This window comes from Streptomyces cupreus (assembly GCF_014257025.1).
Lineage (GTDB): Bacteria > Actinomycetota > Actinomycetes > Streptomycetales > Streptomycetaceae > Streptomyces > Streptomyces cupreus.
The window spans coordinates 30,656-57,534 of sequence record NZ_JACMSF010000055.1 but is presented as its reverse complement, the minus strand read 5'-3'; the positions used below and the strand labels follow the sequence as shown (position 1 = coordinate 57,534).

At 70.3% G+C, this 26,879-nt stretch carries 22 protein-coding genes; 11 read left to right on the top strand and 11 right to left on the bottom strand.

Translation table 11 applies throughout. The annotated features are described in order from the left end of the window. The first annotated feature begins 251 nt into the window (after nucleotides 1–251). From H4N64_RS35025 to H4N64_RS46970, 3 genes are read left to right on the top strand one after another with little or no spacing between them, the layout of a single operon-like run. Nucleotides 252–1,529 carry a hypothetical protein gene (locus H4N64_RS35025; protein ID WP_186286565.1) on the top strand — a complete coding sequence of 426 codons (1,278 nt, stop codon included), beginning with the start codon at nucleotides 252–254 and terminating at the stop codon, nucleotides 1,527–1,529. 3 nt (nucleotides 1,530–1,532) lie between these two features. Then, nucleotides 1,533–2,075, top strand: coding sequence for a GNAT family N-acetyltransferase (locus H4N64_RS35020; RefSeq protein WP_186286564.1), 543 nt, complete (start codon nucleotides 1,533–1,535; stop codon nucleotides 2,073–2,075). A gap of 31 nt (nucleotides 2,076–2,106) precedes the next feature. Beyond that, complete coding sequence (locus H4N64_RS46970; protein WP_186286569.1) at nucleotides 2,107–2,334, top strand: transposase; 228 nt, start codon at nucleotides 2,107–2,109, stop codon at nucleotides 2,332–2,334. Here H4N64_RS46970 and H4N64_RS35010 read toward each other — a convergent pair. The 3 genes from H4N64_RS35010 to H4N64_RS35000 are packed head-to-tail and all read right to left on the bottom strand — an operon-like array spanning nucleotide 2,272 to nucleotide 4,431. Continuing rightward, a complete protein-coding gene (locus tag H4N64_RS35010; RefSeq protein ID WP_260860157.1) occupies nucleotides 2,272–2,922 on the bottom strand; it encodes a TetR/AcrR family transcriptional regulator in 651 nt (216 codons plus the stop codon). The genes H4N64_RS46970 and H4N64_RS35010 overlap by 63 nt on opposite strands. Nucleotides 2,923–2,968: 46 nt before the next feature. After that, nucleotides 2,969–3,643, bottom strand: coding sequence for a response regulator (locus tag H4N64_RS35005; RefSeq protein ID WP_186286563.1), 675 nt, complete (start codon nucleotides 3,641–3,643; stop codon nucleotides 2,969–2,971). Continuing rightward, nucleotides 3,640–4,431, bottom strand: a complete 792-nt coding sequence (locus H4N64_RS35000) for a histidine kinase (protein WP_186286562.1) — start codon at nucleotides 4,429–4,431, stop codon at nucleotides 3,640–3,642. Before H4N64_RS35000 ends, H4N64_RS35005 begins: the two co-directional genes overlap by 4 nt. 137 nt (nucleotides 4,432–4,568) lie before the next feature. Here H4N64_RS35000 and H4N64_RS34995 point away from each other — a divergent pair, with 137 nt between their 5' ends. Both H4N64_RS34995 and H4N64_RS34990 read left to right on the top strand, forming a co-directional pair. Further along, a complete protein-coding gene (locus H4N64_RS34995; protein WP_186286561.1) occupies nucleotides 4,569–5,270 on the top strand; it encodes an ABC transporter ATP-binding protein in 702 nt (233 codons plus the stop codon). After that, complete coding sequence (locus H4N64_RS34990; RefSeq protein WP_186286560.1) at nucleotides 5,267–7,579, top strand: ABC transporter permease; 2,313 nt, start codon at nucleotides 5,267–5,269, stop codon at nucleotides 7,577–7,579. The genes H4N64_RS34995 and H4N64_RS34990 overlap by 4 nt, the downstream gene beginning before the upstream one ends. Nucleotides 7,580–7,614: 35 nt before the next feature. On the opposite strand, the gene H4N64_RS34985 is transcribed toward H4N64_RS34990, so the two are convergent. Next, nucleotides 7,615–8,934, bottom strand: coding sequence for a jacalin-like lectin (locus H4N64_RS34985; protein ID WP_186286559.1), 1,320 nt, complete (start codon nucleotides 8,932–8,934; stop codon nucleotides 7,615–7,617). A 261-nt stretch (nucleotides 8,935–9,195) separates the two neighbouring features. Between H4N64_RS34985 and H4N64_RS34980 the strand changes: the two genes are divergently transcribed. From H4N64_RS34980 to H4N64_RS34965, 4 genes are all read left to right on the top strand, one after another. Then, a complete protein-coding gene (locus H4N64_RS34980; RefSeq protein WP_186286558.1) occupies nucleotides 9,196–10,902 on the top strand; it encodes a PHP domain-containing protein in 1,707 nt (568 codons plus the stop codon). Next, nucleotides 10,899–11,414 carry a hypothetical protein gene (locus H4N64_RS34975; protein WP_186286557.1) on the top strand — a complete coding sequence of 172 codons (516 nt, stop codon included), beginning with the start codon at nucleotides 10,899–10,901 and terminating at the stop codon, nucleotides 11,412–11,414. Before H4N64_RS34980 ends, H4N64_RS34975 begins: the two co-directional genes overlap by 4 nt. Nucleotides 11,415–11,521: 107 nt before the next feature. After that, nucleotides 11,522–12,412: a potassium channel family protein gene (locus tag H4N64_RS34970; protein ID WP_186286556.1), complete on the top strand. Its 891-nt coding sequence runs from the start codon at nucleotides 11,522–11,524 to the stop codon at nucleotides 12,410–12,412. Between the two features lie 13 nt (nucleotides 12,413–12,425). Beyond that, nucleotides 12,426–12,764, top strand: coding sequence for a hypothetical protein (locus tag H4N64_RS34965; protein ID WP_186286555.1), 339 nt, complete (start codon nucleotides 12,426–12,428; stop codon nucleotides 12,762–12,764). A 143-nt stretch (nucleotides 12,765–12,907) separates the two neighbouring features. On the opposite strand, the gene H4N64_RS34960 is transcribed toward H4N64_RS34965, so the two are convergent. The 7 genes from H4N64_RS34960 to H4N64_RS34930 all read right to left on the bottom strand — a co-directional run bounded on the left by H4N64_RS34960 (nucleotide 12,908) and on the right by H4N64_RS34930 (nucleotide 23,552). Further along, nucleotides 12,908–15,769: a glycoside hydrolase family 2 TIM barrel-domain containing protein gene (locus H4N64_RS34960; RefSeq protein ID WP_186286554.1), complete on the bottom strand. Its 2,862-nt coding sequence runs from the start codon at nucleotides 15,767–15,769 to the stop codon at nucleotides 12,908–12,910. Nucleotides 15,770–15,797: 28 nt separating this feature from the next. Continuing rightward, a complete protein-coding gene (locus H4N64_RS34955; protein WP_186286553.1) occupies nucleotides 15,798–16,679 on the bottom strand; it encodes an ABC transporter permease subunit in 882 nt (293 codons plus the stop codon). Next, the gene (locus H4N64_RS34950) at nucleotides 16,676–17,641 is read right to left on the bottom strand and encodes a carbohydrate ABC transporter permease (protein ID WP_186286552.1); all 966 of its coding nucleotides are present in this window, start codon (nucleotides 17,639–17,641) and stop codon (nucleotides 16,676–16,678) included. Before H4N64_RS34950 ends, H4N64_RS34955 begins: the two co-directional genes overlap by 4 nt. Before the next feature lie 23 nt (nucleotides 17,642–17,664). Continuing rightward, nucleotides 17,665–18,930 (bottom strand): ABC transporter substrate-binding protein, encoded by a 1,266-nt coding sequence (locus tag H4N64_RS34945; RefSeq protein WP_186286551.1) that lies wholly within the window; start codon nucleotides 18,928–18,930, stop codon nucleotides 17,665–17,667. Between the two features lie 183 nt (nucleotides 18,931–19,113). Then, entirely contained in the window at nucleotides 19,114–20,949 is a 1,836-nt protein-coding gene (locus H4N64_RS34940) for a glycoside hydrolase (RefSeq protein WP_186286550.1), read from the bottom strand. Nucleotides 20,950–20,960: 11 nt separating this feature from the next. After that, nucleotides 20,961–22,208, bottom strand: a complete 1,248-nt coding sequence (locus tag H4N64_RS34935; protein ID WP_186286549.1) for an ROK family protein — start codon at nucleotides 22,206–22,208, stop codon at nucleotides 20,961–20,963. Nucleotides 22,209–22,301: 93 nt separating this feature from the next. Then, nucleotides 22,302–23,552 (bottom strand): D-arabinono-1,4-lactone oxidase, encoded by a 1,251-nt coding sequence (locus H4N64_RS34930; protein ID WP_186286548.1) that lies wholly within the window; start codon nucleotides 23,550–23,552, stop codon nucleotides 22,302–22,304. Between the two features lie 176 nt (nucleotides 23,553–23,728). Between H4N64_RS34930 and H4N64_RS34925 the strand changes: the two genes are divergently transcribed. Beyond that, a complete protein-coding gene (locus H4N64_RS34925; protein WP_186286547.1) occupies nucleotides 23,729–25,048 on the top strand; it encodes a radical SAM protein in 1,320 nt (439 codons plus the stop codon). A gap of 195 nt (nucleotides 25,049–25,243) precedes the next feature. Continuing rightward, nucleotides 25,244–26,731 carry a cellulose-binding domain-containing protein gene (locus tag H4N64_RS34920; RefSeq protein WP_186286546.1) on the top strand — a complete coding sequence of 496 codons (1,488 nt, stop codon included), beginning with the start codon at nucleotides 25,244–25,246 and terminating at the stop codon, nucleotides 26,729–26,731. Nucleotides 26,732–26,879 lie beyond the last annotated feature (148 nt).

Sequence of the window (26,879 nt, the reverse complement as noted above, 5' to 3'; positions counted from 1 at the left end):
CCCTTCGGGGTTGCGCGCGGGCGATGGGGTCTGCGTACTCTCGGCCATGTCGACTCCATCCAGTCGGCCACGCCCGGGGCCGTTCACAGCGGCCGCCGGGTTTCGTCGTTACCTGAGGAAACCGGAAGTGTCCTGTCGCTGATCAGGACAGAACCAGGGCAGTTACCCACCGCGGACCGGACAGTTTTACCCGGGGACGAAAGGCGGTAGGGCTACCGTCGAGGGACGCAAGCACGCGATGGGGGACGGCCGTGGCCAGACAGCGGAACACCAAGCTGGAGGCGCTGCTGACCGAGTTCGGCTACACCCACACCCAGTTAGCCGACGAGGTCAATCAGACCGCCGAGGACACGTTCGGCAAGCCCACCCAGTGCACGGACCGGCACGTGCGCCGCTGGATCGCCGGGGACGTGCAGTGGCCGTGGTCCCGCTACCTTCTGCCGCTTCAGGAAATCTTCGGCCGCAGCCCGGAGGCCATGGGGTTCATGCCGCGCAAGTCGTCACGCGTACCGGCCCCACCCCCGCCGCGGCCGGCGCGCGCGAAGGAGCAGCGCCCGGTGCGACGACGGGAGTTCATCGCGGTAGGTCTCGCCGCCGCTCTCGGCCTCGACGCCATCCCCACCGCTGGCCGCCTCGGTACTGGTGACGTCGAACGGATCCGCGCGATCGTCCCCGCCCTGTATGGCTACGACCACGCGCTCGGTGGGGGCGCCCTGCACGAGGTCGCCGTGCAGGCCCTGCAGCAGGTTCACCACGCGCTCAACCACTGCACCTACGGCGAGCGCGTCGAGCGCGCCCTGTACGCCGCCACGGGCGATCTCGCCGCCTCGGCGGGGTGGTTCGCTTACGACGCCGGACGGCAGGCGACTGCGACCGGCCTGTACAACGAGGCGCTGCAGGCGGGCATGCTCGCCGGGGACGGCCAACTGCAGGCCCGGGTGTGGTCGAATCTGGCGATGCAGGCGCGTCTCCGCGACCGCGACCAGGAGGCGCTGCGGATCGGCCGCGCGGCCGTCGAAACCCGCCAGGCCAAGACGGATCCGCGGCTCATGGCGTTGCTGCACTGCCGCCAGGCTGTCGGCCATGCCCGCGTCGGCGAGCGGGTGCGCGCCGAGCGGTCCCTGTCCCGCGCCGAGACGTCGTACGGGCGCGCCAGCGGCGAGCCTGCGGCGTGGCTGTCGTTCCTCACCCCCGCCGAGCTCACCGGCCTCGCCGGCGCCGCGCACCACGCCCTGGGGAAGTACGGGCGGGCGCAGCAACTGACGGCAGACGCGCTCGGCATGCTGGAGGCGGGCTTCGCACGCAACCGCGTCTACTACACGCTGCAGCGGGCACAGGCCCTCCTCGACGGCGGAGACGTCGAGCATGCCGCCGACGAGGCGGGGCAGGCGGCCACCATGGCGGAGCGGGTGCACAGCGACCGGGTACGAGGACGGCTGAGTGACCTGAGGCAGCAGATGCGTCGCTACGCGGGCAGCGTCCCCGAGGCGGCGGACTTCCTGGAACGAACGAGGCGGACGGGAGCGTGAGGCGTGGACGGGCTACGGCTGGAGCGCAGGGACGCGGCAGGACTCGGAGACATCCGGCCGCAGCTGCTCGACGTGTACGCCGAGATTTACGCCGACCGGCTCGGCGAGGACTTCCACTCGGTGGCCCGGTTCGATGAACGGCTCGGCTGGAACACGGAGGTCCCCGGGTTCGCTGCGGTCGTCGGCTACCTCGACGACACCCCGGTCGGGTACGCGTACGGCTGCACCCTGCAGCCGACTACCCGATGGTGGAACGGCCTGCGCACCGCAGTGTCCGAGGGCGCGACCGAGGAGACCGGCAGCCGCACGTTCACGCTGTCGGAACTGATGGTCGTGGGCAAGGTCCGCGGCACGGGCGCGGCGCGACAGATCCATGACGCGCTGTTGCGCGGCCGCCACGAGGAGCGGGTGACGCTACTTGTCGAGCGGGACCACCCGAAGGTGCGAGCCTTGTACGAGGAGTGGGGCTACGAGTGGTTCGGCGAGGTGCGGCCGTTTCCCGACGCGCCTGTGTACGACGCGATGATGTTGCGCTTCGAAGCCTGAACGCCTACTTACCTGGTGCGCGGACTCCGACATCCCCGAGGTCAGGCAGCTCGCCACCGCCGTCGACCGTTGGTGGCCGGAGATCGGAGCGTTCATCGACACCGGGCACAGCAATGCCAAGAGCGAGGGCGTCAACCGCGTGATCAAGCTCGTCGCCGGCATCGCGTTCGGCTTCCGCAACGCGGACAACCAGCGCCTACGGATGCGCTGCGACATCACCCGCCGAGCCCGGGGACATCTCCGCACTGCTCAACTTTGAAGACCCGCCATCGGTCCTCTCCTGCTTCGGCCAGTGTTCCAGTGCCACATGCAGCGCCTCGACCGCCCGGTCCCAGGAGCGGCGTACGTCCCTGGGTGCGCCGAAGGCGCCCGCGGACTCCAGGGCGCAGTAGCCGTGGAAGGTGCTGCGCAGCAGGCGTACCGCGTCGGTCAGGTCGGGTTCTTCCAGGCCGTAGGCGCGGAGCATGCCGTAGGTGATCTCGGCGGTGCGGCGCAGGGCGGGGGTGTCCGTCACCAGGACCTGGTCCACGCTGATCTGGGTCGCCGCGTATCTGCCCGGGTGGTCCAGGGCGTACTCCCGGTAGGCGTCCGCGAATGCCTTCAGCGCGTCCTTGCCCGCCCGGCCCGCGACCGCCATGGCGATCCGGTCGATCATCTCCCCGCCCGCGAGCAGCGCGATCCGTGTCCTGAGGTCCTGAAGGTTCCTGATGTGCGAGTACAGGCTCGCGTCCTTCACACCGAAGTGCCGCGCCAGAGCCGACAGACTGACCTTCTCGAAGCCGACCTCGTCGGCCAGGTCCGCGGCGGCCGAGGTGATGCGGTCGGCGGTGAGACCCACTCGGGGCATGGGGTGACCTCCCTTCCTGTGAGCCCTAGCCTATAACCTAGGGAGTCTAGGAATCTCGGTCATTCGCTCCCGGCTTCACCAGGCCCGTCTCGTACGCCAGCACCACCGCCTGCGCCCGGTCGCGCAGTGCCAACTTCGCGAAGATACGGGCCACATGCGACTTCACCGTCGCCTCGCTCAGGGTCAGATGCGCCGCCAGCTCCGTATTGGACAGGCCGCGGCCCAGCAGCGTCAGCACCTCCAGCTCGCGAGGGGTGAGGGCCTCCAGGGACGCGGGCGGGGTGGTGGGTGCGGCAGAGGTCTGCGCGAAGCGTTCCACCAGGCGGCGGGTGATGGACGGGGCCAGGAGGGCGTCGCCGGTGTTCACCAGTCGTACCGCCGCCGCCAGGTGATCGGGTGTCACGTCCTTCAGCAGGAAGCCGCTCGCCCCGATCGACAGGGCCGTATAGACGTAGTGGTCCAGGTCGAACGTCGTCAGCATCAACACCCGGCAGGACGGCGCGCGTTGGAGGATCCGGCGGGTTGCCTCCAGGCCGTCCATCGTCGGCATCCGGATGTCCATCAGCACCACGTCCGGCGCCAGCTCGCGCGCCAGCGACACCGCCTCCCCGCCGTCCGCCGCCTCGCCCACCACCTCGATGCCGCGCGCGGTCAGGATCAGCCGGAAACCGGTCCGGATCAGCGTCTGGTCGTCGACGACCAGCACCCGGGGCGCCGTCACGGGCGGTCCAGCGGAATGCGCGCCCGGACCCGGTAACCACCGCCGATCCGCCGGCGGGCGTCCAGATCACCGCCGTACACCGCGACCCGCTCCCGCAGCCCCAGCAGCCCGCGCCCCGTCCCCTGCCGTGCCACCCGCGGCGGGGCGTCCCCGGTCAGGACGCTCGGCCCGGTGCTGAGGACCTCCACGCGCAGGGCGTGATCCGCGTACCGCACGGTGACCTCGGCCTTGCCGCCCTCGCCGTGCCTCAGGGCGTTGGTCAGGGCCTCCTGGACGATCCGGTACGCCGTCACGTCCACCCCCCGCGGCAGCGGGCGCGCCTCGCCGGAGATCCGTACCTCCACCGGCAGTCCGGCGAAGGAGACCCGGTCGACGAGGGTGCCGAGCCGGTCGAGTCCCGGCTGCGGGGTCAGGACGTCCTCGCCGTCCTGCGACGGTGCCAGTACGCCCAGCAGATGCCGCAGGTCCGTCATCGCGCCGCGCCCCGCGTCCTCCACCGCGCGCAGCGCCGTCGCCGCCTCGTCCGGCATGGTGCCCAGTACCTCCCGTGCCGCCCCGGCCTGCACCACCATGAGGCTGACGTTGTGACTCACGATGTCGTGCAACTCGCGGGCGATACGGTCCCGTTCGGCCGCGACCGCGGCACGTGCCGCGTTCTCCCGCTCCCGTTCGAGCAGCCATCCCCGCTCCCCCACAGCCGCCTGCCAACGCCGTCGGGTCCGCACCAGCGCCACCGCCAGGCACACCACGGCGGCGCACGCCGCGACCAGTGCTGTCGACTCCCACACGGGTTCACCTTGGCAGACGGTCGGCACACGCGCATCGGCCTGGGGATGCAGCGGCTGCATCCCCAGGATGAGGCGCCGGCCGAGGTGCCATCCCGGGAGGGATGTCCGCGCCGCCGGTCCGCCGTAGCGTCCTGGGCATGGTCACTGAGGAGAGCGGGGCCGTCGTACGACTCGACGGTGTGCGCAAGGAGTACGGCGAGACGACGGCGTTGGACGGGGTGTCGCTGCGGATCGGGGCGGGGGAGGCCGTCGCCGTCATGGGGCCCTCGGGGTGCGGCAAGTCCACCCTGCTCAACATGATCGCGGGGCTCGACCGGCCGACCGCCGGCACGGTCGAGGTGCACGGCGAGAGCGTGGGGGAGCTCTCCGAGAAGGGGCTCGCCCTGTACCGGCGGCGCCGGATCGGCATGATCTTCCAGTTCTTCAATCTCATCGACGACCTCTCGGCGCTCGACAATGTCGCCCTGGCCGCCCAGTTGACCGGCACCCCGGCCCGGCAGGCCCGCCGGCGCGCCCTGGAACTCTTCGACGAGCTCGGCATCGCCGACCGCCGAAACGCCTACCCGGCGGTGCTCAGCGGCGGCGAACGCCAACGCGTCGCCGTGGCACGGGCGTTGATGAACCGCCCCGCCCTGCTGCTGGCCGACGAGCCGACCGGCGCCCTGGACAGCCGGTCCGGGGAACAGGTGATGGACCTGCTGATCGACCTCAACCAGATCGGCCAGACGCTGATCCTGGTCACCCACGACGAACACCTCGCCCGCCGCTGCGCCGGCCGCATCGTCGAGTTCGCCGACGGCCGGGTCACCGGCGAGCACACCCTGGAGCCGTCCGCATGAGGGCGGTGTGGCGTACCGCCCGCGCGGCGGTACGGCGGCGCAGACTCCAGACCGTCGTGATCGCGCTGGTCACGCTGACCTCGACGGCGGCGCTGGTAGTGGCCCTCGGCCTGGTCGACGCCGCCTCCGCCCCTTTCGACAAGGCCTTCGGCAAGCAGCGCGGCCCCCATGTCGTGGCCGCCTTCGACACCGGTGCGGTGTCGGACGCCGAGCTTCGGCGGGCCGCCCGGCAGCCCGGAGTCGAGGCCGTCGCCGGGCCCTTCGCCCAGGCCTCGGTCGAACTGCCCCAGGATTCCATGAACTTCGGCCTCGGCGGCGAGATCACGGTCGTGGGGCGGGCCGAGCCCGACGCGCCGGTGGACCGGCTGGAGGTGTGGTCGGGGCGCTGGGTCACCGGGCCCGGCGAGGTCGTCCTCAACCGCGATGCGGACTGGGCCCCGGACGACCTCGGCAAGACGATCCAGGTCCCCTCGGGCCCCACCCTCACCATCGTCGGATTCGCCTTCGACCTCAGCCGCACCGCCGACGCCTGGGTCACCCCCGAACAGGCAGAAGCCCTCAGCCCTACGACCGCACAGCTGCTGTTCCGCTTCGCCGACGCCTCCTCCGAGGAGCGGCTGCGCGATGGGCTCGACGCCGTGACCGAGGAACTCCCCGCCGACGCGCTGACCGCCTCCTGGTCGTATCTCACCCTCAAGGACCGGGTGAGCAGTTCGGCGCGGGCGTACACGCCCTATCTGATGGCCTTCGGTGTCCTCGGGATCGCGGTGGCCGTGCTGATCATCGCCAATGTCGTCAGCGGCGCCGTGATCTCCGGCTTCCGGCACATCGGGGTGCTCAAGGCGCTCGGGTTCACGCCGGGGCAGGTCGTCGCGGTCTACCTCACGATGATCTCGGTCCCGGCCTTCCTCGGCTGTGCGCTGGGCACGGCCCTGGGCAATCTGCTGGCGCGGCCGTTCTTCGAGTTCGTGTTCTCCGGACCCGACGCCGGGATGCTCCACGGCAGCGTCTCCATCGCCGCCTGGGTGAACCTCCTCGCCCTGCTCGGCATGCCCGCCGTGTGCGTCCTCGCCGCGCTCGCCCCGGCGCTGCGCGCCCACCGTATGTCCGCCGCACGGGCGATCAGCGCGGGCAGCGCGCCGCGTGCCGGACGGGCCCTCGGCATCCAGCGCCGGCTCGCGGGCAGCGGGCTGCCACGGGCGGTGAGCCTCGGGATGGGACTGCCGTTCGCCCGCCCGGGGCGCAGTGTGCTCACACTGGCCGCCGTGGTCCTGGGGGCGGCGACGGTGACCTTCGCGACGGGCCTCGCCACCACGATGGACCGGTTCGGGAACGCCGGTCGGGACGCGTACCAAGTCACCGTGTACGTCGGCAACGTCAAGAACGGCAAGGAGATCAGGCCGAAGCACGGGGACCACGAACTCCATGCGCTGCTCGCGGAGTTGCCCGGTGCCCGTGAAGTCACGGCGCGGGTGGATGTCGACGTCCGGATGGCGGGTTCCTCGCACGAGGTGGTGCTCGAAGGGCGCCGGGGTGACCGGCCGCGGCTCGACAGCGTGCTGACCGAGGGCCGTTGGACCCGGGCGAGGGGCGAGATCGTCGCCGGATCCGCCTTCCTGCGCCAGAACGGGCTGCGCGTCGGCGACAGTCTCCGCCTGGAGCGGGGCGAGCGCAGCGAGCGGGTGCACGTCGTCGGGGAGGCGATGGAGAGCAACGCGCGGCTGATCATCGCCGATTGGCCGACGCTCACCGCACTGGCACCGGACGAGGAACCCATCGCCTACCACGTCAAGCTCCGCGACGGGGCCCACCAGGACGCCTACGCGCGAGCCGTGCGCGCAGCCGACCCAGGAGTGTCGCCGTCCCTGTCCGGCTCCAACTCCGTCACCCAGACCGTCGTCGGCTCCGCCACCGCGCTCACCCTGATGCTCGCCCTCGTCGCCGCTCTCGGTGTGTTCAACACGGTCGTCCTCAACACCCGTGACCGCCGGAGGGACTTGGGCATGCTGAAGTCCATCGGTATGACCCCGGCCCAGGTCACGGTGATGACGGTGACCTCGATGGCGGTGCTCGGAGCGCTCGGCTCCCTGCTGGGGGTGCCGCTCGGGATCGTCGGGTACGACCTGGTCGTACCGCGGATGGCGGACGCGGTGGACATCACGCTGCCCGCGTACATGACGGACGTCTGGCAGGCCCCGGCGCTGGCCGGACTGGCCCTCGTGGGGATCGCCATCGCGGTGCTGGGAGCGCTCGTACCGGCGAGGCGGGCGGCGCGGCTGACCGTCGCCGAGGTGCTGCACAGCGAATGAGGGGGCCGGTGCCTCGGCCCCGGCCCCCTAAGGCCTCAGCCGATCGGCGCGTACAGCACGCCCAGCTTGTCGATCTCGGCGCCCGACCGTCCCGTGAAGCCGACGATCTGCCAGCCGGACGGGGCGGTGAAGGTCTTCGTGTCGGAGGTCGCCGTACCGGCCGACAGGCTCCGGCCCCTGTCCGTGGTGAAGGCGGCCGAGAAGATCCTGGTACGGCCGTCCTTCTGACCCCGCGTCAGCTTCACTGAGGTGAGGTGCTCCCCGGAGGCCAGGGTCAGGGAGGTGGCGGTGCCGCCCGTGCCGCCGTGGGCCAGCGTCGTACCGCCGTCGTGCGTGAGCGACACGGCGTCCAGGCGGGAGGCGCCGCGCAGGGTGAGGGTGCGGGGAGAGACGGTGGCCGGGAGATCGTCGGCGTCGTTGAACGCCGTGCCGTGCGGACCGCCGAAGAAGTCGCTCGCCCTGAGGGACGAGTCGAGGGTGTAGGAGAAGCCGACCGTGTGCGGGAAGTGGTCGGAGAGGTGCTCGCCGTCGCTGCGGAGGAAGGACGCCCACTCGTTGTGGTAGCGGGTGGCGTTCAGGGACACGAGGTCGCTGCCCCGGTAGAGGACCTTGTCGACCACCTCGCAGTCGTTCGTCGGCGCGGCCGCGTCGCAGACCAGGGCGTCGCTGCCCTGCGCGGGCGCGGTTCCGCCCTTGACCAGGTCGACCCACGGGTCCTTCAGGCCGTTCTCCGACAGCAGCGTGCGGATGTTGTCGCCCGCGCGCGTGTACCGCGTGTTGGTGTCGCCCATGACGATCACGGCGTTGCCGGCGGAGTTGGCCTGGATGAAGTCCGACAGCTGCTCGATGTTGGCGCGGCGGGCGGCGAGGGCGGCGTCGTCGGAGTCGGCATTGGTGTGGACGTTGTACAGGTCCACGAAGACGCCCTCGGCGAGGCGGACCCGGGCCAGCGAGAAGCCCTTCGGGGTGAGGCAGTTGGTGCCGGTGCAGTTGTTCCACTTCACCCGCTCGAAGTCCTCGAAGGAGTAGTCGGAGAGGGTGTTCAGGCCGTCGCCGATGCCCGCGCCGCCACTCGTCGCCGTGCGGTACGGGTGGGTGTCGTTGGCGTACAGGGAGGCGTGGTAGTTGAAGTCCTCCTGCACATTGACGATGTCGTACGGGCCGAGGAGCTGACCGATCAGCGGGGTGTTGGTCTCCGGGTCGCTGTCGCCGAGGCCGAGGGGCAGGCCCGCGATGTTGTAGGTCAGCACGTCGAAGGAGCTGGAGGTGGCGGCCGTCGCGGGGGCGGCGCCGGTGGCGGTGAGGCCGGTCAGGGCCAGCGCGGCGGCCGCGAGGGTGCCGAGGACTCGTCTCATGGTGGGGGTGTCTCCGTCGGGTGGGGGAGCGGGCGGATACCCAAGGGTGAAGGTGAACGGAGCTCAGGTTCGATGTCAACTGGTGTGACGTGCAAGGTACGTTGGGGAAACCGTGAGAGGCGTGGCGATCCGCCGTGTGCGGGGCACTCGCCGTCCACGCACCGCTTGTTCAACGTTCACGTTTCGCCTTGATCCTCCACACGCGGCGCGGTTCGCGCCGTAGAAGGCAGCCGCGGAAGGCAGCGGCAACCGGGAGGCGTCATGGGACACGGTCACGCACACGTGCATCACCACCACCATCACCACGGACACGACCACGACCACGCGGAGGTGACGGCGCTGCCCGCCGCCTTCGACGTCGACGTCCCCGACGAGGCGCTCACCCCCGAGCAGCAGTCGCGCCGCTCGCTGCTGCGCCGCGCGGGCCTGCTCGGCGCGGGCCTGGCCGCCGGCGGCGTCCTCGCCTCCCAGACGACGCCCGCCGCGGCGGCCCCCGCCGGGCGCAGGACCGACGGCTTCCTGTGGCTGGCCGGTGACCACCACATCCACACCCAGTACAGCAGCGACGGCAAGTACCGGGTCGTCGACCAGGTCCGCCAGGGCGCCAAGCACGGCATGGACTGGCTGGTTATCACCGACCACGGCAGCGCCACCCACGCCAAGATCGGCGTCGAGAAGGTCAACCCGGACATCCAGGAGGCCCGGGCCGCCTACGAGGACACCCTCGTCTTCCAGGGCCTGGAGTGGAACATCCCGGCCGCCGAGCACGGCACGGTCTTCGTCCACCCGGGCAGGAACGAGGTCTCCGTCCTCAAGCAGTTCGAGACGGACTACGACGGCAGCGTCAAGGGCGCCTCCGACTCCACGCCCGCCAACGAGGCCCTCGCCATCGCGGGCCTGAACTTCCTCGCGGAGCAGGTGCAGCGGCGCAAGGTCAAGGACGCGCTGATGCTCGCCAACCACCCGGCGCGGCGCGGTGTCGACTCCCCGCACGAGATCCGCGGCTGGCGTGACGCGACCGGCGCGGACCGGCAGATCGCCGTCGGCTTCGAGGGCGCCCCCGGCCACCAGGCCGCCGGTATCCCCGCCCCGCTCGGCATGGCCCGCGCCCGCGGAATCTACGACAACAACCCGAGCGCCAACTCCTTCGCCGGGTACCCGCCGGAGAGCTACCGCACCTGGGGCGGCTTCGACTGGATGACCGCGACCGTCGGCGGGCTGTGGGACAGCCTCCTCGCCGAGGGCAAGCCGTGGTGGATCACCGCCAACTCCGACTCCCACCAGGTGTACGCCGACACCGCCGTCCGCGGCCCGAACAGCGACTTCAACGCCAACGGCCGCTACGAGGACCCGGTCTACGGCGGCAAGATCGACATCACCCAGGGCGACTACTGGCCCGGCCAGTACAGCCGTACCCACGTCGGCGCCGACGGCTTCTCCTACGCCGCCGTCATGGACGGCATCCGGGCCGGCCGGATCTGGGTCGACCACGGCCGGCTCATCAGCGGCCTCGACGTCCGTGTCTCCGGCGGCAGCCGCTGGGCCACGCTGGGCGGGGCGCTGCATGTGCAGAAGGGCACGCAGGTCACGCTGAGCGTGGACATCGCGCTGGCCGGCGGCCCCAACTGGGCGGGCTTCCTGCCGAAGCTGGCGCGCGTCGACGTCATCCAGGGCGATGTGACGGGCGCGGCGGCGGACAAGGACACCTTCGCGGCGCCGACCGCCAAGGTCGTCAAGTCGTACGAGGTGAACAAGGCGTCCGGCACCGTGCGCCTGACGTACGAACTCGGCCGTGTGGACCGGCCGTTGTACGTCCGGCTGCGCGGCACCGACGGCAACCGGTCCGCCGTCGGCGCGATGGGCGCGGCGGTCGACCCGGCGGGCCCGGCCATCGACGTCGTCGGTGACGCCGACCCGTGGGTGGACCTGTGGTTCTACTCCAACCCGGTGTGGGTCCTGCCGTCGTGACACCGGGGTACGCCCTCACCGTCGACCCGGACCTGAGGGATCTGCGCGCGGCCGATCATCTGCTCCTGAAGCTGGCGGCCGAACTCGCCCTCCCCGAGGGCATGTTCGGCTGCACGCATCTGGTGCGCGACGACCGGCCACGCGTCGCGCTGTCCTTCACGCTGCCGTCCGAGCCCCTCCTGCGCACCGCCCGGGAGGCGCTCACCGGCCAGGGTCACGAGGTGACGGCCGGGCTGCCGGACGCGGTCGGGCGAGCGGTGGCGTACCCCGGCTCCGCGGCGCTCACCGGCACGCTGACGATCGCGGAGCTGCTCGGCCGCTCCGCGATCGACAGGGTGACGGTCCTGGGCGCCGCGGAGCCCCCGGACCCGGGGACCCGGCTCCTGACCCGGGACCATGTCCGCCCCCACTGGCAGTCGGGCACCCTGGTGCTGTCCGCGATGCCCGCGGTGGGCGGTGTCCTGGTCCCGTTCGAGGTACCGGATCCGACGCCGTGCTGCGCGGATCACTGATTGGTCCACCTGTCACCCTCCCCACCCGGACACCGGGCGGATGTACTCGGCCCGGTCTCCGGTCGGCCGCATGCTGGAGCCGGTACCGGTGCGGCTGAGGAGGACGCATGACCGGATGGATCTCGCTGGTCGGCGCGGTGGTGGTCATGGTCATCCTGCGGGACGTGTTCCACACGCTGTGGCACCCGACCCGCCACGGAGGGCTGAGCAGGATCGTCATAACGGCGCTGTGGCGGCTCTCCGCCCGCACCAGCCCCCGCCGACGGGCCGCGGGAGTCGCCGGACCGCTCGGCATGGCGTGCGTGGTGGCGATGTGGACCTGCGGAGTGGCCCTGGGCTGGGCGGTGATCTACTGGCCGCACATGCCGGAGGGTTTCGTCTTCTCCAGCACGCTGGAGCCGGCCGAGCACTCCCGGCCGGTGGACGCCCTCTACATCTCCCTCGTCATCGTGGGCACCCTCGGCCTCGGCGACATCGCCCCGGCGGAGGCCTGGCTGCGGGTCGTGGCCCCCCTGGAGTCGCTGGTCGGTTTCGCGCTGCTGACCGCCACGGTCTCCTGGGTCCTCGGCATCTTCCCCGCCCTCGCCCGCCGCCGGACGCTGGCCCTGCGCATCTGCCATCTGCGGTGCGCCGGACTGACCGACGAGGAGCTCAACTCCGACGCGGGAGCGACGGTGCTGGACACACTGGCCGCCGACTTCGCCCGCGTCAGCGTCGACTTCGCCCAGTACCCCGAGTCCTACTACTTCCACGACGGCACAGGCGACACCGCACTCGCCCCGAACATCGGCTACGCCGCCGAACTCGCCGACCGGACGAGGCAGTCCCGGCACCCGGCCGCCCGCATCGCCTCCGCCGTACTCGCCGCCGCCCTCGACGACCTCGCCGCCGTCCTCGACGAACGCTTCCTGCACACAGAAGGCCGTCGGCCACAGATCCTGGCTGCGTACGCCCGCGACCACGGTGTTGAGGCCTCACACCCCAGCGAGCGTGACTGACTGAGAAACAGCGGTGGCGCGGGGCTTCCGGGTGGAGGTGCCCGAGGACGACGAGGGCCGGGCGGCCGCCCTGGTGCCGGCGGCGGAGATGTTCGCCCGCACCGCCGAACTCCCGATGCGCCGACTGACCGGGACCGCGCCCGAGCTCGAACCCGAATGGGCCCGGGTCACGGGTTCCAACAACACCCGCGTCGTCGTCACCCCCGAGGAACCGGTCGCGTTCAAGGACGCGTTCGAGGCGCTGGTCGCGCCCTGTGCGACGCGGGATCCGGCCGAGGTACCGGACGGCGCCAGGGGCGTCCGGCTGCTCGGGTACGCGCTGCCGGAGGCCTCCGACGGTCCGCCCGCGTGAGCGGCACCGTCGCGGCCGGACGGTCGCTGTGGCGGGACCGGCGATTCCTGCGCTTCGACGTCCTGCGGTCCCGGCAGCGGCGCGGCCGGCCGGGACCACACGACGCCCGGGGCAGAGGTCGTCTCCCGTGGCGCCCGCTTCCTTCAGCGGACCTCCGAGAACACGAACGAGAACTCCGCCGGCTCCGCCCGCAGGAGGTACTGCGGGAGCGGGCCCGGGCCGCAGGACTGGGAGCCGATGCCGTGCTGGCCGTGGTCCAGGTTGACCCAGACACGGTCGCCCGGCGTCAGGTCGGTGAGGTGTCGGGCCGCGTCCAGGTGTTCGCTTGTCCAGCGGCGCGCCGTGAACCAGAACTCCGGGTCGCCCTCGATGCGCAGACCGCCGAGTTCCACCCAACGGACGTCGGCGCGGGCGCCGTTCTCCTGCGGGCGGACGTACGGGGTCTGGAGCTCGTCCACGGTGGAGTGCCAACGGCCCAGCATCGACGCCGACTGCGAATCCGGGTACGCCTCACCCGGTCCGCCACCGAACCACCTCACCGCGTCCGCCTCGGCGAGCCCGAACCGGATGCCGAGCCGGGGCAGCGGCACTGTCCAGTCGCCCTCCGGCGTCACCGACACGGTCAGCTTCAGCCGGTTCCCGTCGGAGGTCCAGCGGTAGACCGTGCTCAGGCCGATCTCCCAGGCGGCGGGTGCCACCCGGGTGCGCACGGTGAGCGCGCTCTCGCCCAACTCGACGGCGTCCAGGCGGTGGTGCATGCGGTGCAGGCCGAACTTGCGCCACAGCAACCCGTAGCGGGTGTCCGACTGCCACTCCGCGCCGTCGTCGTTGTCGGTGGGCGCCCGCCACACGTCCAGGCGGGGAGCGGTCACCTCGACGCCGCCGATGGTCTTCAGCGCGCCGGTACGGGCGTCGAAGGAGGCGGGGCCGAGACAGATCAGGCGCTCGCTCGCGGTCGGGCGGTCGCTCGCCGCGACGGACGGCTTGATCCGCTCGGTCACCGGGAGCTGGGCCCACGCCACCTCGTGGTCCTTCGACGCCCACACGGTGTCGGCGGCCAGCAGCGCGCGTACGGTCCACTGCGCCTCGCCGTCCCGGCCGTGGGCGGGCGGCTCGGGCAGCTTCACGTCGGCCGACTCGCCCGGCGCCAACGCCGGCACCGACAGCGCGCCCGCCTCGACGGTCTCGCCGTCCACCTGGTACGACCACTCGAACGCGAGCGCCGACAGGTCGGCGAAGTCGTACTTGTTGACCACGCGTACGGTGCCGTCCGCGCCGTCGCCCTCGATGCGGACCGGCTCGATCACCTTCTTGTACTCGACCAGACCGGGGGAGGGGCGACGGTCCGGGAAGATCAGCCCGTCGCAGACGAAGTTGCCGTCGTGCAGCTCCTCGCCGAAGTCGCCGCCGTAGGCGTAACCGAGATCGGGGTGCTTGATCCCGTGGTCGATCCACTCCCAGACGAAGCCGCCCTGGAGCCGGTCGTACCGCTCGAACAGCTCCTGATAGTCGGCGAGTCCACCGGGGCCGTTGCCCATGGCGTGGGCGTATTCGCACTGGATGAAGGGGAGTTCACGCCGCTTGTGGGTGCCGCCGTCGAGCCCGCGCCCGATCTTCTCGACCTCGTCGTGGAAGGCGTACATCCGCGAGTACACATCCGTGTTCCGGCAGTCCCAGTCGCCCTCGTAGTGGACCAGGCGGTCGGGGTCGCGGCCGTGGATCCACTCGGCCATCGCGGTCAGACCGCGTCCGGTGCCGGCCTCGTTGCCCAGCGACCAGAAGACGACCGACGGGTGGTTCTTGTCCCGCTCGACCATCCTGGCCGCGCGGTCCAGCAGGGCCGGGGTCCAGCGGTCGTCGTCGACGGGGTTGTCGCGCCAGTCCTGCTCGGTGAAGCCGTGGGTCTCCAGGTCGCACTCGTCGATGACCCACAGGCCCAGTTCGTCGCAGAGGTCGAGGAAGGCGGGGTGCGGCGGGTAGTGGGAGGTGCGGACCGCGTTGAGGTTGTGCCGCTTCATCAGCAGGACGTCCTCGCGCATGGTCGCGAGGCCCAGCGCACGGCCCTTCTCCGGGTGCCACTCGTGCCGGTTGACGCCCTTGAACAGGATCGCCTTGCCGTTGACCTTGATCAGGCCGTCTTCCAACAGGACTGTACGGAAGCCGATGCGCAGCGGGACCCGCTCGCCGAGCGTGGCCAGCTCACCGTCGTACAGTCGCGGGATCTCGGCGCTCCACGGCTCCACCGGGACCGTCACCGACTCGCCCGTCGCGACATCGATCCCCAAGGCGGGTACCGTCACCCGACCCTCGACCTCGGACTCCACCCGAAGCGTGCCCTCGCCGGTGACATGGTCGTAGGACGCGTGCACGAAGAAGTCGCCCACCGCGCCCGCCGGGCGGTGCAGCAGGGTGACATCCCGGAAGATGCCGGGCAGCCACCACTGGTCCTGATCCTCCAGATACGAGCCCGCGGACCACTGGTGGACCCGGACGGCCAGCACATTGCCGCCCGGCCTCAGCAGGCGCCCGACCGCGAACTCGTGCGGCAGTCGGGAGCCCTTGAACTCGCCGAGCTCGGTGCCGTTCAGCCAGACCCGGGCGCAGGACTCCACGCCGTCGAAGCGCAGCACGGCGTCGCCGGCGCCGGGCCAGTCCTCGGGCAGGTCGAAGACGCGCAGATGGTCGCCGGTGGGGTTGTCCGTCGGGACGTACGGCGGGTCCACCGGGAAGGGGTAGAGGTGGTTGGTGTAGATCGGCGCCCCGAACGCGCCATGGCCCTGGAGGACCCAGTGGCCCGGGACCGTGACCGAGGCCCAGTCTTCGGCGTCGTACCCCTCGGCGGCGAAGGAGTCGTCCTCGGCGTCCGCCGTCGGCGACAGTCGGAACCGCCAACTTCCGTTGAGTGAGAGGGACTTGGCGTCGGAGGACGCATACCAGGCGCGAGGCGGCAGGGCCCCGCTGCCCGGTGAGACGTCCTCGACGTAGGTGGTGTTGCGGAAAGACATCGGTCTCCATGTCTCGGATGCGTGGGCGTCAGCCCTTGATGCCGGTCTGTGCGATCCCCTGCACGAGCCAGCGCTGGAGGAAGAGGAAGACGAACACCAGGGGCAGGATGGAAATGGCGGTGGCCATGAAGATCAGGTGGAAGTTGACGGTCTGGTTGGTCATGTACGAGGAGAGCGCCACCTGGACCGTCCAGGCGCTGGGGTCCTGGCCGATGACCAGCGGCCACAGGAAGGAGTTCCAGCCGCTGATGAAGGTGATCGTGGCCATGGCCGCGAAGAAGTTCAGCGAGTTCGGCACCACGACACGCCAGTACGCGCCCCAGTAGCCGAGCCCGTCCACGCGCGCCGCCTCCTCCAGCTCCTTGGGGAACCCAAGGAAGTACTGCCGGAACAGGAAGCAGGTGAAACCACTGAACAGGCCGGGGATGATCAGGCCCCGGTAGGTGTCCACCCAGCCCAGCGACGAGACCAGCACGAAGCTGGGTACGAAGGTGACCGCGGTCGGCACCATCAGGGTCACCAGAACGGCGTAGAAGACCTTGTTCGCATGCCGGTAGGGGATGCGGGCCAGGCCGTAGCCGGCGAGCGAGCAGACCAGCAGGGTGCCGACGGTGTGCAGGGTGCCGACGAGCGCCGAGTTCCACAGGGAGCGGGCGAAGTCCACCGAGGTGTCGTCGAACGGCTCGGTGATGTTGCCCCACTGGATGTCGGTGGGGAAGAACTTCCACTCCTCGCCGGTGATCTCCCGGTCCGTCATCAGGGCGTTGCGGACGATCAGATAGAAGGGGACGAGGAAGAGGAAGGCGGCCACGGAGGTGGCGAGATAGAGCCCGGCCGAGCCCATCACGCCGTGGCGCCGGGCCCGGCGCGGCGTGGCCGGTGTCTTCAACTGAGGTGCGGTGGTGGTCACTTGGACTCATCCCCCCTTCCGAAGCCCAAGAACTTGCCCTGGAGCAGGGTCACGACACAGATCAACAGCGTCAGGATCATCGCGCCCGCGCTGCCGGCTCCGTAGTCCTGGTTCTCGCCGAGGGCGATGTAGTACAGCTCGACCAGCGGGGGACGGCCCCAGGTGGCGTTCGACAGCAGGTTGAAGAACTCGTCGAAGGCCTGGTACGCCTGCACCAGGAGCAGCAGGATCACGGCCGTCGAGGTGGCGCGCAGCTGGGGCAGGGTGATGTACCAGAAGGTCTGCCGGCCCCGCTTGGCCCCGTCGATGGCGGCGGCCTCGTACAGCTCCTGCGGGATGTTCTGGAGCGCCGCCAGGAACAGGATCATGAAGAACCCGGCCTGGAGCCAGAGGCGCACGGTGACGAGGACCAGCCAGTACCAGGGCGGGTCGGGGCTGGCCAGCCAGGCGATGCCGTCGGCGCCGAACCAGCCGAGGACGGTGTTCATCAGGCCGAAGCGGACACCGCTGAAGATCGACATCTTCCAGATGAGCGCGGCGGCGACGTAGCTCACCGCGGTCGGCAGGAAGAAGACCGACCGGAAGAACGCCTGCATGAACCGCAGCCGGTTCACCAGCAGGGCGAGGGACAGCGAGAACGCCCAGGTGGTGGGCACGATGAAGGCGGCGAAGACGGTGAAGGTGATGAGCGAGCCGACGAAGTCGTCGTTCGTCAGCATGTACTGGTAGTTCTCGAAGCCGATGAACTCGCTCGGTGTGACCGTGAAGCGGGCGTCGAAGAAGGAGAGCCAGAGGCTCCAGCCGATCGGGACGTAGACGAAGAGGGCCAGCCCGATCAGGAACGGGCCGGTGAAGAGCCAGAAGTTGGCGGTGGGGTTGCCCCGCAGCCCCCGCCGCGACCGGCCCCTCGGGGCTTTGGCCGGAGCGGGGCGCGAGACACCGCTCCTGGTGATGGTCGACATGTCGTGGATACCCGTCCGACGGCCTATCCGAAGAGCTTCTTCAGTTCACGGTTGACCTTGCCGTCGGCCTTGTCGAGCGCGGCCTCCGGGTCACCGTTGTCACGGACGCAGTCGCCGAGGACGTCCTCGACCGCGTCGAGCATGGCCTGGGTGAAGCCGATGTTGTCGAAGTGCCCGTACTCGTTGAAGAGCTTGACGCCCTCGGCGGGCAGCCCCGACTTCAGTTTGTCGGCGGACTCGGCGAGCGAGGTGCGCGGCGGGATGTGGAAGCCGTAGGAGAGCGACCAGTCCTCCTGGTACTCCTTCTGGTCGATCCACAGCCACTTCACGTACTCCTTGGCCGCCTCGACGTTCTTGCTCTTGGCGTTGACGAACATCGACCAGCCGCCGTTGTAGACCGAGGGCTTGCCGGTGTCCGTGACCTTCGGGAACGGGAAGATCCCGAGGTCGTCGCCGAGCGCCTCCTGCATCGCAGGCATCGCCCACATGCCGCACCACTGGATCGCGGTCAGACCCTGGTTGAGCGCGGAGGGGTCCCAGAAGTCGGTCGGGGCGCCGAGGAGGAGGTCGCCGCTGGTGAACAGCTTCCGCAGCTTGACCAGGCCCTCCCTGACCCCGTCGGTGTGGTAGGCGATCTCGTTCTTCTCGTCGAGGGTGTCTGCCCCGGCCGCCCAGATCAACGGGCGGGCGATCGGGTCCAGTTCGTTGCCGAGGAAGAGTCCCTTGACCTTGTCCGTGGTGAGCTTGGCCGCGGCCTCGATCAGCTCGTCAAGGGTCTGCGGCACCTCGACGTTCGCCTTCTCCAGCAGCGACTTGCGGTAGAAGAAGAACTGCGGGTCGTCGATCATCCGGACGCCGTATATCTTCCCGTCGACCGTGTGCGAGGCGATGTCGGCCTGGTTGAAGTCGTCCTTGACCGGGTCGATGATGTCGGTCAGGTCCGCCACCTGTCCGCTGCGGATGAGCTGGATCTGCGGGTGGAACTCGAACAGGTCCGGGGCCTTGTCCGTCAGCAGCGCCGAGAACAGCTTGCTCTCGAAGTTCTCGCCGGTGATCCACTGCGTGCTCACGTTGGCGTCCTTGTACGCCTTCGCGTACCGCTTGATCGCCTGCTCGGTGCCCTGCTCGCCGTACGCGTGGAAGTACTGCACCAGGTTCTTGCCCGAACCCGAGCCCCCGCCACGGCCGTTGTTGCCGCCGCACGCGGCGAGGCCGCCGGCGGCGGCCAGGCCCATGGCGGCGCGCAGAACGGTGCGGCGGTCCCAGTTGCTGTTCCTCATTGCCGACATGCTGACGTCCTTGTCTCTCGTGCGGCTGCGGCTTGCGGTGCGGGACGTTAACCTTCGGCTAAGGCTTCGGCAAGGGGTTGGACGAAGTCTGTTCGAAGCGTTGCATAGCGTTCGTAATTCCGGACGTGACGGAGTGCGGGCCGCCGCACCAGCGGCCCGCAACTCCCCTTCAGGCGTTACTGGTTACTGTCGGAACCATGCTTGGTTGGTCCCGCCGTTACAGGTCCACAGACCCACCTTGCTGCCGTCCGCGGTCGCCTGTCCGCCGACGTCCAGACACCGGCCCGAAGCCTCGCTGACGATCTGTCCGTTGGAGTTCAGAAGCCAGCGCTGGGAGGCGTCTCCGGTGAACTCGGCGCTCGTGGTGAGCCCCGAACTCCCGGCGGTCAGATAGCCGCCCGCGCCCTTGAGCGCGCCCTTCTCGTCGTACGACCACTTCTGCGCGTCCTCGCCCGTGCAGGTGCTGATCGTCACCGCCGCCGTCAGGCACTTCCCGGACTGCTTGCCCTGCCAGGCGCCCGTGACGGCCGAACTGCCCCCGCCCTTCTGGTCGAGGACGTAGGTCGTGATGGACCGCGCCGGCAGCGATGCCGACACCGTGCCGCCGCTCACCGACGGCTTGGCAACGTGCGCCCAGTCCTCGGTGGCCGACGTCCGCACGGCCTGGGTCGCCCTGAGCTGGGTGTCGCTGTTGAAGTGCAGATCCAGCGAAGTGTCCGTCGCGTTGTGGTTGTTGACCACCACGACCCACTTGCCCTTCCGGTCGTAGGCGCTGACCTCGACGCCGTCGGGAACTCCGGTCACGTTGTGCGCGACCGAGCCGGGCTTGACGAACTTGCTGTACTGGCCGAGCGCGTAGTACCGCTTGGTGAAGTACAGGGTCTGGTTGCCGTTGGTGGCGTAGTTCGGGTCGTAGTAGATCAGACCGTCGTTCCAGCCCGAGTCGTTCCTCGCGTACGGGTCGGTGCCGATCATCTCGGACAGGGCCACCCACCAGTGGAAAGCCGAGTCATGGGCGACCGCGAAGTCCTTGTGGATGATCCGGGACAGGTTCAGACCGCCGTCGATGCTCGGGTCGTACTCCTGAGCCCAGCCCGTGCCGCCCTTGCCGAAGCAGCAGATCTCCGTCGACCAGGACTCGATGCCGACCTTCTTCGAGGTCTCGTAGACCTTGGCGCGGTTGGCGTCGCTGGGGTTGTCGTAGGTGTGGTGGGCCAGCTTGTCGACGTACTGCGCCGTGCCCGGCTGCGAGATCCACTGCGGGACCTCGTCGTTGAACTTCACCGTGCTGGTGGACTCGTCGGCGATGATGCCGGTCCGCTGCCCGCGCGCCTCCTGCTCCGCGCCGAGGGCCCGCACGATGTCGTCGCGCTGCGGGACGTCGACGAGCATGCCCTCCTGACCGCAGGAGTCGAAGCTGTTGGTGGGCTCGTTGAAGGGGCTGATGTAGTCGAACTCCTGGCCCAGCTTCGCGAAGTGGTCGGTGACGTCGGCGATGTACTTCGCGAAGTCCTGTTCGTTCTCCGCCTTCAGATGGCCGCCACAGCTCTTGCCGTTGGTCTTCCACTCGGCCGGCGCGCTGTTGACGAAGGCGACCAGGTCCTCGACGCCGTACTTCGCGGCGTAGGCGAGGAAGGTGCGGCCGCCCTCGTCCTTGGACCAGTCGTAACTTCCGTCGTCGTTACGGAAGTCCTCCGGGGCGCGGGACGGGGTGGTGACCGCCGTACCGCCACCGCCGATGTTGTAGCGGTAGTTGCTGAGGTCCAGGCCGTCCGAGGAGAACAGCAGCTCGGCGACCCGGGCCTGCACCTTCGGGTCGAAGTTCTTCAGGTCGTTGACCCACCAGGCGCCGGAGGCACCGATGTCGTCAATGGTCTGCGCGGCGTACGGGGAGATCTCGGCCGCCACGGGGGTCGCGGCCGAAGCGGGCGGGGCGGATATGAGCGGACCGGCGACAGCGAGTGCGGCTGCCGCTGTCAGGAGAGCCGGTCGTCTCGGGTGGGGGTGAGTCACGTGCATCCCTTCCGTCGTCATGAAGGTGGTGCGGTACGGCTCCTTGCGTTGGTGGTGCTCGGTCGTGCATTCCTCTGCCCGACCGACTGAAGTGCCCCTTCCAGCGCGAACGTCGCCGCGCCCAGGCACACCGGGTCGGTCGGGATGGGGGAGAGGACGATCTCGGTGGCGGCCATCGGCCGCGGCAGCGCGTGCCGGGCGACGGCCTCGCGCACCTCGGCGACCAGGGGCTCGCCGAGTGCGGTCGCGACCCAGCTGCTGAGCACGACCACTTCGGGGTTGAACAGATTGACCAGGTCGGCGATGCCGGTACCGAGGTAACGGACGGTGTCGCGGACCACCTTGAGCGCCACCGGGTCGTTGGCCCGCACCCCCCGGGCCAGCGCGGCGATGGTGGCCGTCTGGTCCTCCGGGTGCAGCAGCGTGCTGTCGGGGCTCAACTCCCGCAGGGTCAGCATGATTCCGGACGCGCCGACATACGCCTCCACGCAGCCGTGCTTTCCGCAGCGGCACAGCCTGCCGTCCAGGACGATCGTGGTGTGGCCCCACTCGCCGGCGCTGTTGCTGACACCCCGGTGCAGCGCGCTCCCCAGGATGAGCCCGGCGCCCACGCCGGTCCCGAGGTTGACCACCACGGCGTCCCCGCGCCCGCGCGCGGCCCCGAACCACAGCTCTGCCACCGCGGAGGCGCGCAGCGGGTTGTCCAGATACAGGGGGTAGGCGATGTGCTCGGTGAGCAGGTCGAGCAGCGGCACCTCGTGCCAGTCCCAGTTGGGCGCGTACTCCGAGGTGCCGGTGGCCCGGTCGACCTGCCCCGGCACGCTCACCCCCACGCCGAGCACCCGCGCGCCCTCGACCCCGGCCTGCGTGACCACCGAGCCGACGGCGGCGGTGACATGGCTGACCACCTGCTCGGGGAGGCTCTCGCCGGGGCGGACGTCCTCCTCGGCGCGGGCCAGGACGTTCAGCCCGAGGTCGAACAGCTCGACATGGACGTACGTCTCCGCGATGTCGACGCCGATCAACGCGCCCCCCGACGCGTTGACCGCGACCAGCCCGCGCGGCCGCCCGCCCGCCGAGTCCTCGAAGCCGACCTCGGTGATCATCCGGAGGTCGAGCAGCTCCCCGACGAGCGTGGCGATCGTGGCGAGGCTCAGCCCGGTGGCGGCCGCCAGCTCCTGCCGGGAGGTGGGCGACGCGGCGATGATCTGGCGCAGCACCTCGTAGCGGTTCGCGGTGCGGATGTCACGTGATGTGCGCTTCACCGGAGTTGCCCCCCGTCCCTTCTCGCAGGCCGGGTCGACAGCGGCACCGGCGCGGCGCAAGGCTATGGGCTGCGAGGGACTTTCGACAAGGGGTTAGGAAAGGGGGTTTATAAAGTCGCGCACGTACGCGTTCGCGAACTTGCCGCCCGGGTCGAGCGACTGCGCCAGCTCCCGGAAGTCACCGATCCGCGGATACCGCTCGCGCAGCACCTCGGCCGGCATGGTGAACACCTTCCCCCAGTGCGGCCGGGCCTCAAGACCCTCCAACGCCTCCTCCACCCGCCGCACCACCGGAAGCACGGCCGCCGTGTCCTCGACCCAGGTGAAGTGCAGCGCCACCGTCTCACGGCCGTACGACGGACTCAGCCACTGCTCGTCGGCGGCCACCGTCCGCACCTCGCAGGTTTGGAGCACCGGCGCCACCGTCGTACGGATCGCGTCCAGCGCGCGCAGCGCATCCATGGCGTACGGCCGGGGCAGCAGGTACTCGGACTGGAGCTCGGCGCCGCTGCTCGGGGTGAACTCCGCCCGGAAGTGCGGAAGTCGCTCGTGCCAGGGCCCCGGGACCCCGAACTGGTCGGTGCAGTTGACGGCGGGCATGCCCGGTACCGGGTGCATCTTCTCCGTCGCGGGCGCCGCCCAGGGGAAGCCGGGCAGCGGTTGGTCGGTGCGCCGCTTCAGCCACACCTGCCGGAAGCCCGGCGCGGCCCAGTCGGTGAACAGGCTGACGCTGTACGCCATCGCGGCGATCGTCTCGAACTCCAGCCGCTCCAGAGGGAGTTCGGTGAAGACATGCTGCTCGACCTCGAAGGCCGGCTCCAGAGCCAGGGTGAGCGCGGTGACGACTCCGAGCGCACCGAGTGAGGTCACCGCCCCGCCGAACCGGGCGTCCTCGCGCCCGATCAGCAGCGTCTCCCCGTCCGCCGTCACCAGCTCCACCTCGCGCACGGGCGCGGCCAGCGAGCCGTTGGTCACCCCCGAGCCGTGGGTGCCGGTGGCGACGGATCCGGCCACCGAGATGTGCGGCAGCGACGCCATGTTGGGCAGCGCGAGACGGTGCCCGTGCACCACCCGCGCCAGCTCCGCATACCGCACGCCGCCACCGGCCCGCACGGTCCGGGCGGCCGTGTCGACGTCGACCCGGGAAGGCAGCTCGGCCAGCGACAGCAGCACGCCCTCGGGTCCCGGCTCGGCGATCTCGTTGAAGGAGTGCCCGCTGCCCAGCACCCGCACCCGGGCGCTTTCGGCCACCAGGGCCCTGAGCGCGTCGAGCGAGTGCGGGCGGTGCAGTTCCTTGGCGGTGTAGGTGATGTTGCCGGCCCAGTTGGTGACCGTCTCCGTCATCCGTCGTCCCTCCCGGAGAGTGCGTGTGCGCCGAGCCTCTCATCCGGCCGCCCGAACCGTAGGACAAAGTGCAAGATATGGGGCAGATCTACGGCACGAGGGGACCCGGCACGGATCACGCGCAGGCGGGGGCATACCGTGAGGAGTCGAACGCCTGAGCCGGGAGGAGACACGGGATGGGCAGCCGTACCGCGCTGGTCGAGGATCTGATGGAGCGCTTTCCGCATGTGCCGCGGGAGGCCGTCTTCAAGGAGGACCTGCTCCGCGGCGGTGTCGCCTTCGACCCGTCCGCGCTGAGCGACAACGAGTCCGGCGAGGTCAAGCCGAAGTCGTACTTCATCTTCTCCTTCGACCACGGCACCCTGCCCGAGCTGGGCGAGGCCGCGCTGCGCCGGCCCCCGGAGGAGATCATCCTCACCGGCGGCCCGTACGATCTGCGCCGGACCGTGGTCTCCGTCCGGGTGAACCCGTCCTCGCCCTACCGCGTGGCCGCCGACGAGGACGGCATGCTCGGTCTCTATCTGGACGGAAAGCGGATCTCGGACGTCGGTGTTCCGCCGATGCCCGAGTACTACCGGCACACCCTCGCCAGCGGGAAGTCCGTCATGGAGGTCGCCCCGACCATCCAGTGGGGCTATCTGATCTACCTCACCGTCTTCCGCGTCTGCCAGTACTTCGGCGCCAAGGAGGAGTGCCAGTACTGCGACATCAACCACAACTGGCGCCAGCACAAGGCGGCCGGGCGGCCGTACACGGGGGTCAAGGACGTCGAGGAGGTCCTCGAAGCCCTGGAGATCATCGACCGGTACGACACCGCGAAGGCGTCCACCGCGTACACGTTGACGGGCGGCGCGATCACCAAGACCGTCGGCGGGCGGGACGAGGCCGACTTCTACGGCCGGTACGCCAAGGCCATCGAGGAGCGCTTCCCCGGCCGCTGGATCGGCAAGGTCGTCGCCCAGGCGCTGCCGCGCGACGACGTGCAGCGGTTCAAGGACTACGGCGTGCAGATCTACCACCCCAACTACGAGGTGTGGGACCGCCGGCTCTTCGAGCTGTACTGCCCCGGCAAGGAGCGCTACGTCGGCCGCGACGAGTGGCACAAGCGGATCCTGGACTCGGCGGAGGTGTTCGGGGCGCGCAATGTGATCCCCAACTTCGTGGCGGGCGTGGAGATGGCGGAGCCCTTCGGCTTCACGACGGTCGACGAGGCGATCGAGTCGACGACCGAGGGCCTGCGCTTCTTCATGTCGCACGGCATCACGCCCCGCTTCACCACCTGGTGCCCGGAGCCCACGACCCCGCTCGGCAAGGCCAACCCGCAGGGCGCGCCGCTGGAGTACCACATCCGGCTGCTCCAGGCCTACCGTCAGACGATGGAGGACTTCGGACTCTCCTCGCCTCCCGGCTACGGCCCGCCGGGACCCGGCCGCGCGGTGTTCTCGGTGAGCTCCTTCATGGACAGCCTGCCCGCGGAGCAGCCGAGCATTGTGTGACGGGAGTTGAGCAGGAGGCGACCGGGATCCGTACAACTCCTCGGAGTCGAGGGGCCGGACGGGTGTTCGTGACATTTGAATAGCGCGCTTGTCAGTTGTGTCGAAGACGTGAAAGGCTCGTGTTCTGCCGCGAGGTTCCCCCCAACTCCATTGCCAATATGGTGAGTTGACCTCGCTTGTGGATGCAGGAGACCCATGCCCGACCTGCCGACCCCCCAGGACGCCACCGAGGCCGCGCTGTTCTCCGAGTGCTGGGACGCCGTGCTCTCGTACGCCGACCTGTGCACGGCCGGCTCCACCGCGGCCACGGAGCTGGCCACGGAGGCGTTCTCGACCGGCATGCGCGAGGTCCGCGCCGCCGACTCGCACGGCACCCGATACGCCGGCCGCCGCTCGCCCCGACTGCCCCGGATACCCCTGCTGTTGACCGCCGTACGCACCACGGCCGCCGACTGGGAGGTCGCCGGCCGTGGCAACCGGCTCGACCCCGATCTGCGTCTGTGGCTCAACTCCGACAAGGCCGCCCGCTACGCCGGACCGCCGCAGGGCCGCCCGCTCGCCCTGCGCGGACTGCGCGACATGCAGCAGCCCGACGCCGAACTGCTGTGGCTGGCCGAGGTGGAGGCGCTGCCGCTGTCCGTCGTGGCCCGTCGGCTCGGCCTCGACCCGGCCACCGTCTCCGACGAACTCGCCCAGGTGCGGGGCCTGTTCCGGGACCGCTGCCACCGCAACCACCTCGACGCGCCCAAGGCCACCGAGTGCCGCGGTTACATCCGGCTGCTCGACGCGGTGACCCGCTCGCCCGTCGCGGAGACCCCGGACGACCTCTCCCGCCACCTCGCCACCTGTGTCGACTGCGCCGAGGCCGCCGCCTGTCTGCGGCTGAACGGCGTCGGACTGCCCGCCGCCCTCGCCGGCGGGGCCATCGGCTGGGGCGGCCTCGCCTACCTGGAGCGCCGCCGTCGCGCCGCCGAGGTCCGCCTCGGCGCCGGGCGCTTCGGCACACCGGTCCCCGAGGACGCGGACACCGACCCCGCCGCGCAGAAGGCGAAGGCGGTGCGCGGCGGGCTGCTCGTCGCGGCCGTACTGGTGTCGCTGCTGGCGCTCGCCGTGTCGATGATGCCGTTCGGCGGCTCCGGCTCCGGCGACGACACTGCGGGCGACTCCGGCGACCGTCAGCCGGTGGCGGACGACCCCGGCCCGTCCTTCGAACCGTCGGTCGAGGACTCCTCCGCGAGCGAGTCCGCGCGGCCCTCCGCCAGTGCCGTCGAGCGCACCCCGGAGAGCAAGGACCCCGACCCGGAACCCCAGGGCACCTCCACCACCACCGCGGGCAGCGGCGGCGCCGCCCCCGAGACCAGCGCCCCGGCCGGCTGCCGGGTCCGCTACGACCTGGTCAACCAGTGGCCCGACGGCTTCCAGGCCACCGTCACCGTCACCACCCAACAGCCCCTGGACACCTGGCGCGTCGCCTGGTCCTTCCGCGACGGCCAGCACGTCGGCCAGATGTGGGACGCGAGCTTCACCCAGAACGGCTCCCGAGTCACGGCGACCGCCGCCGACTACAACAAGACCGTCCCCGCCGAGGGCACCCTGACCTTCGGCTTCCTCGCCTCCTGGCAGGGCAAGAACTCCCCGGCGCACGACTTCGCGCTCAACGGGCGGGAATGCGGCACGGACTGAACCGGAAAATACGTTGACGCGCCGCCGCACGGCAGAGCTAAAGTGACGGCGCATCACACCGATGACGTGTGAACCGACGAGAGTGGACGAGGAGGTGTCGACCGATGGCTGTCGTTGCGATGGGCGCTGCCCGCATCCAGGAATCCAT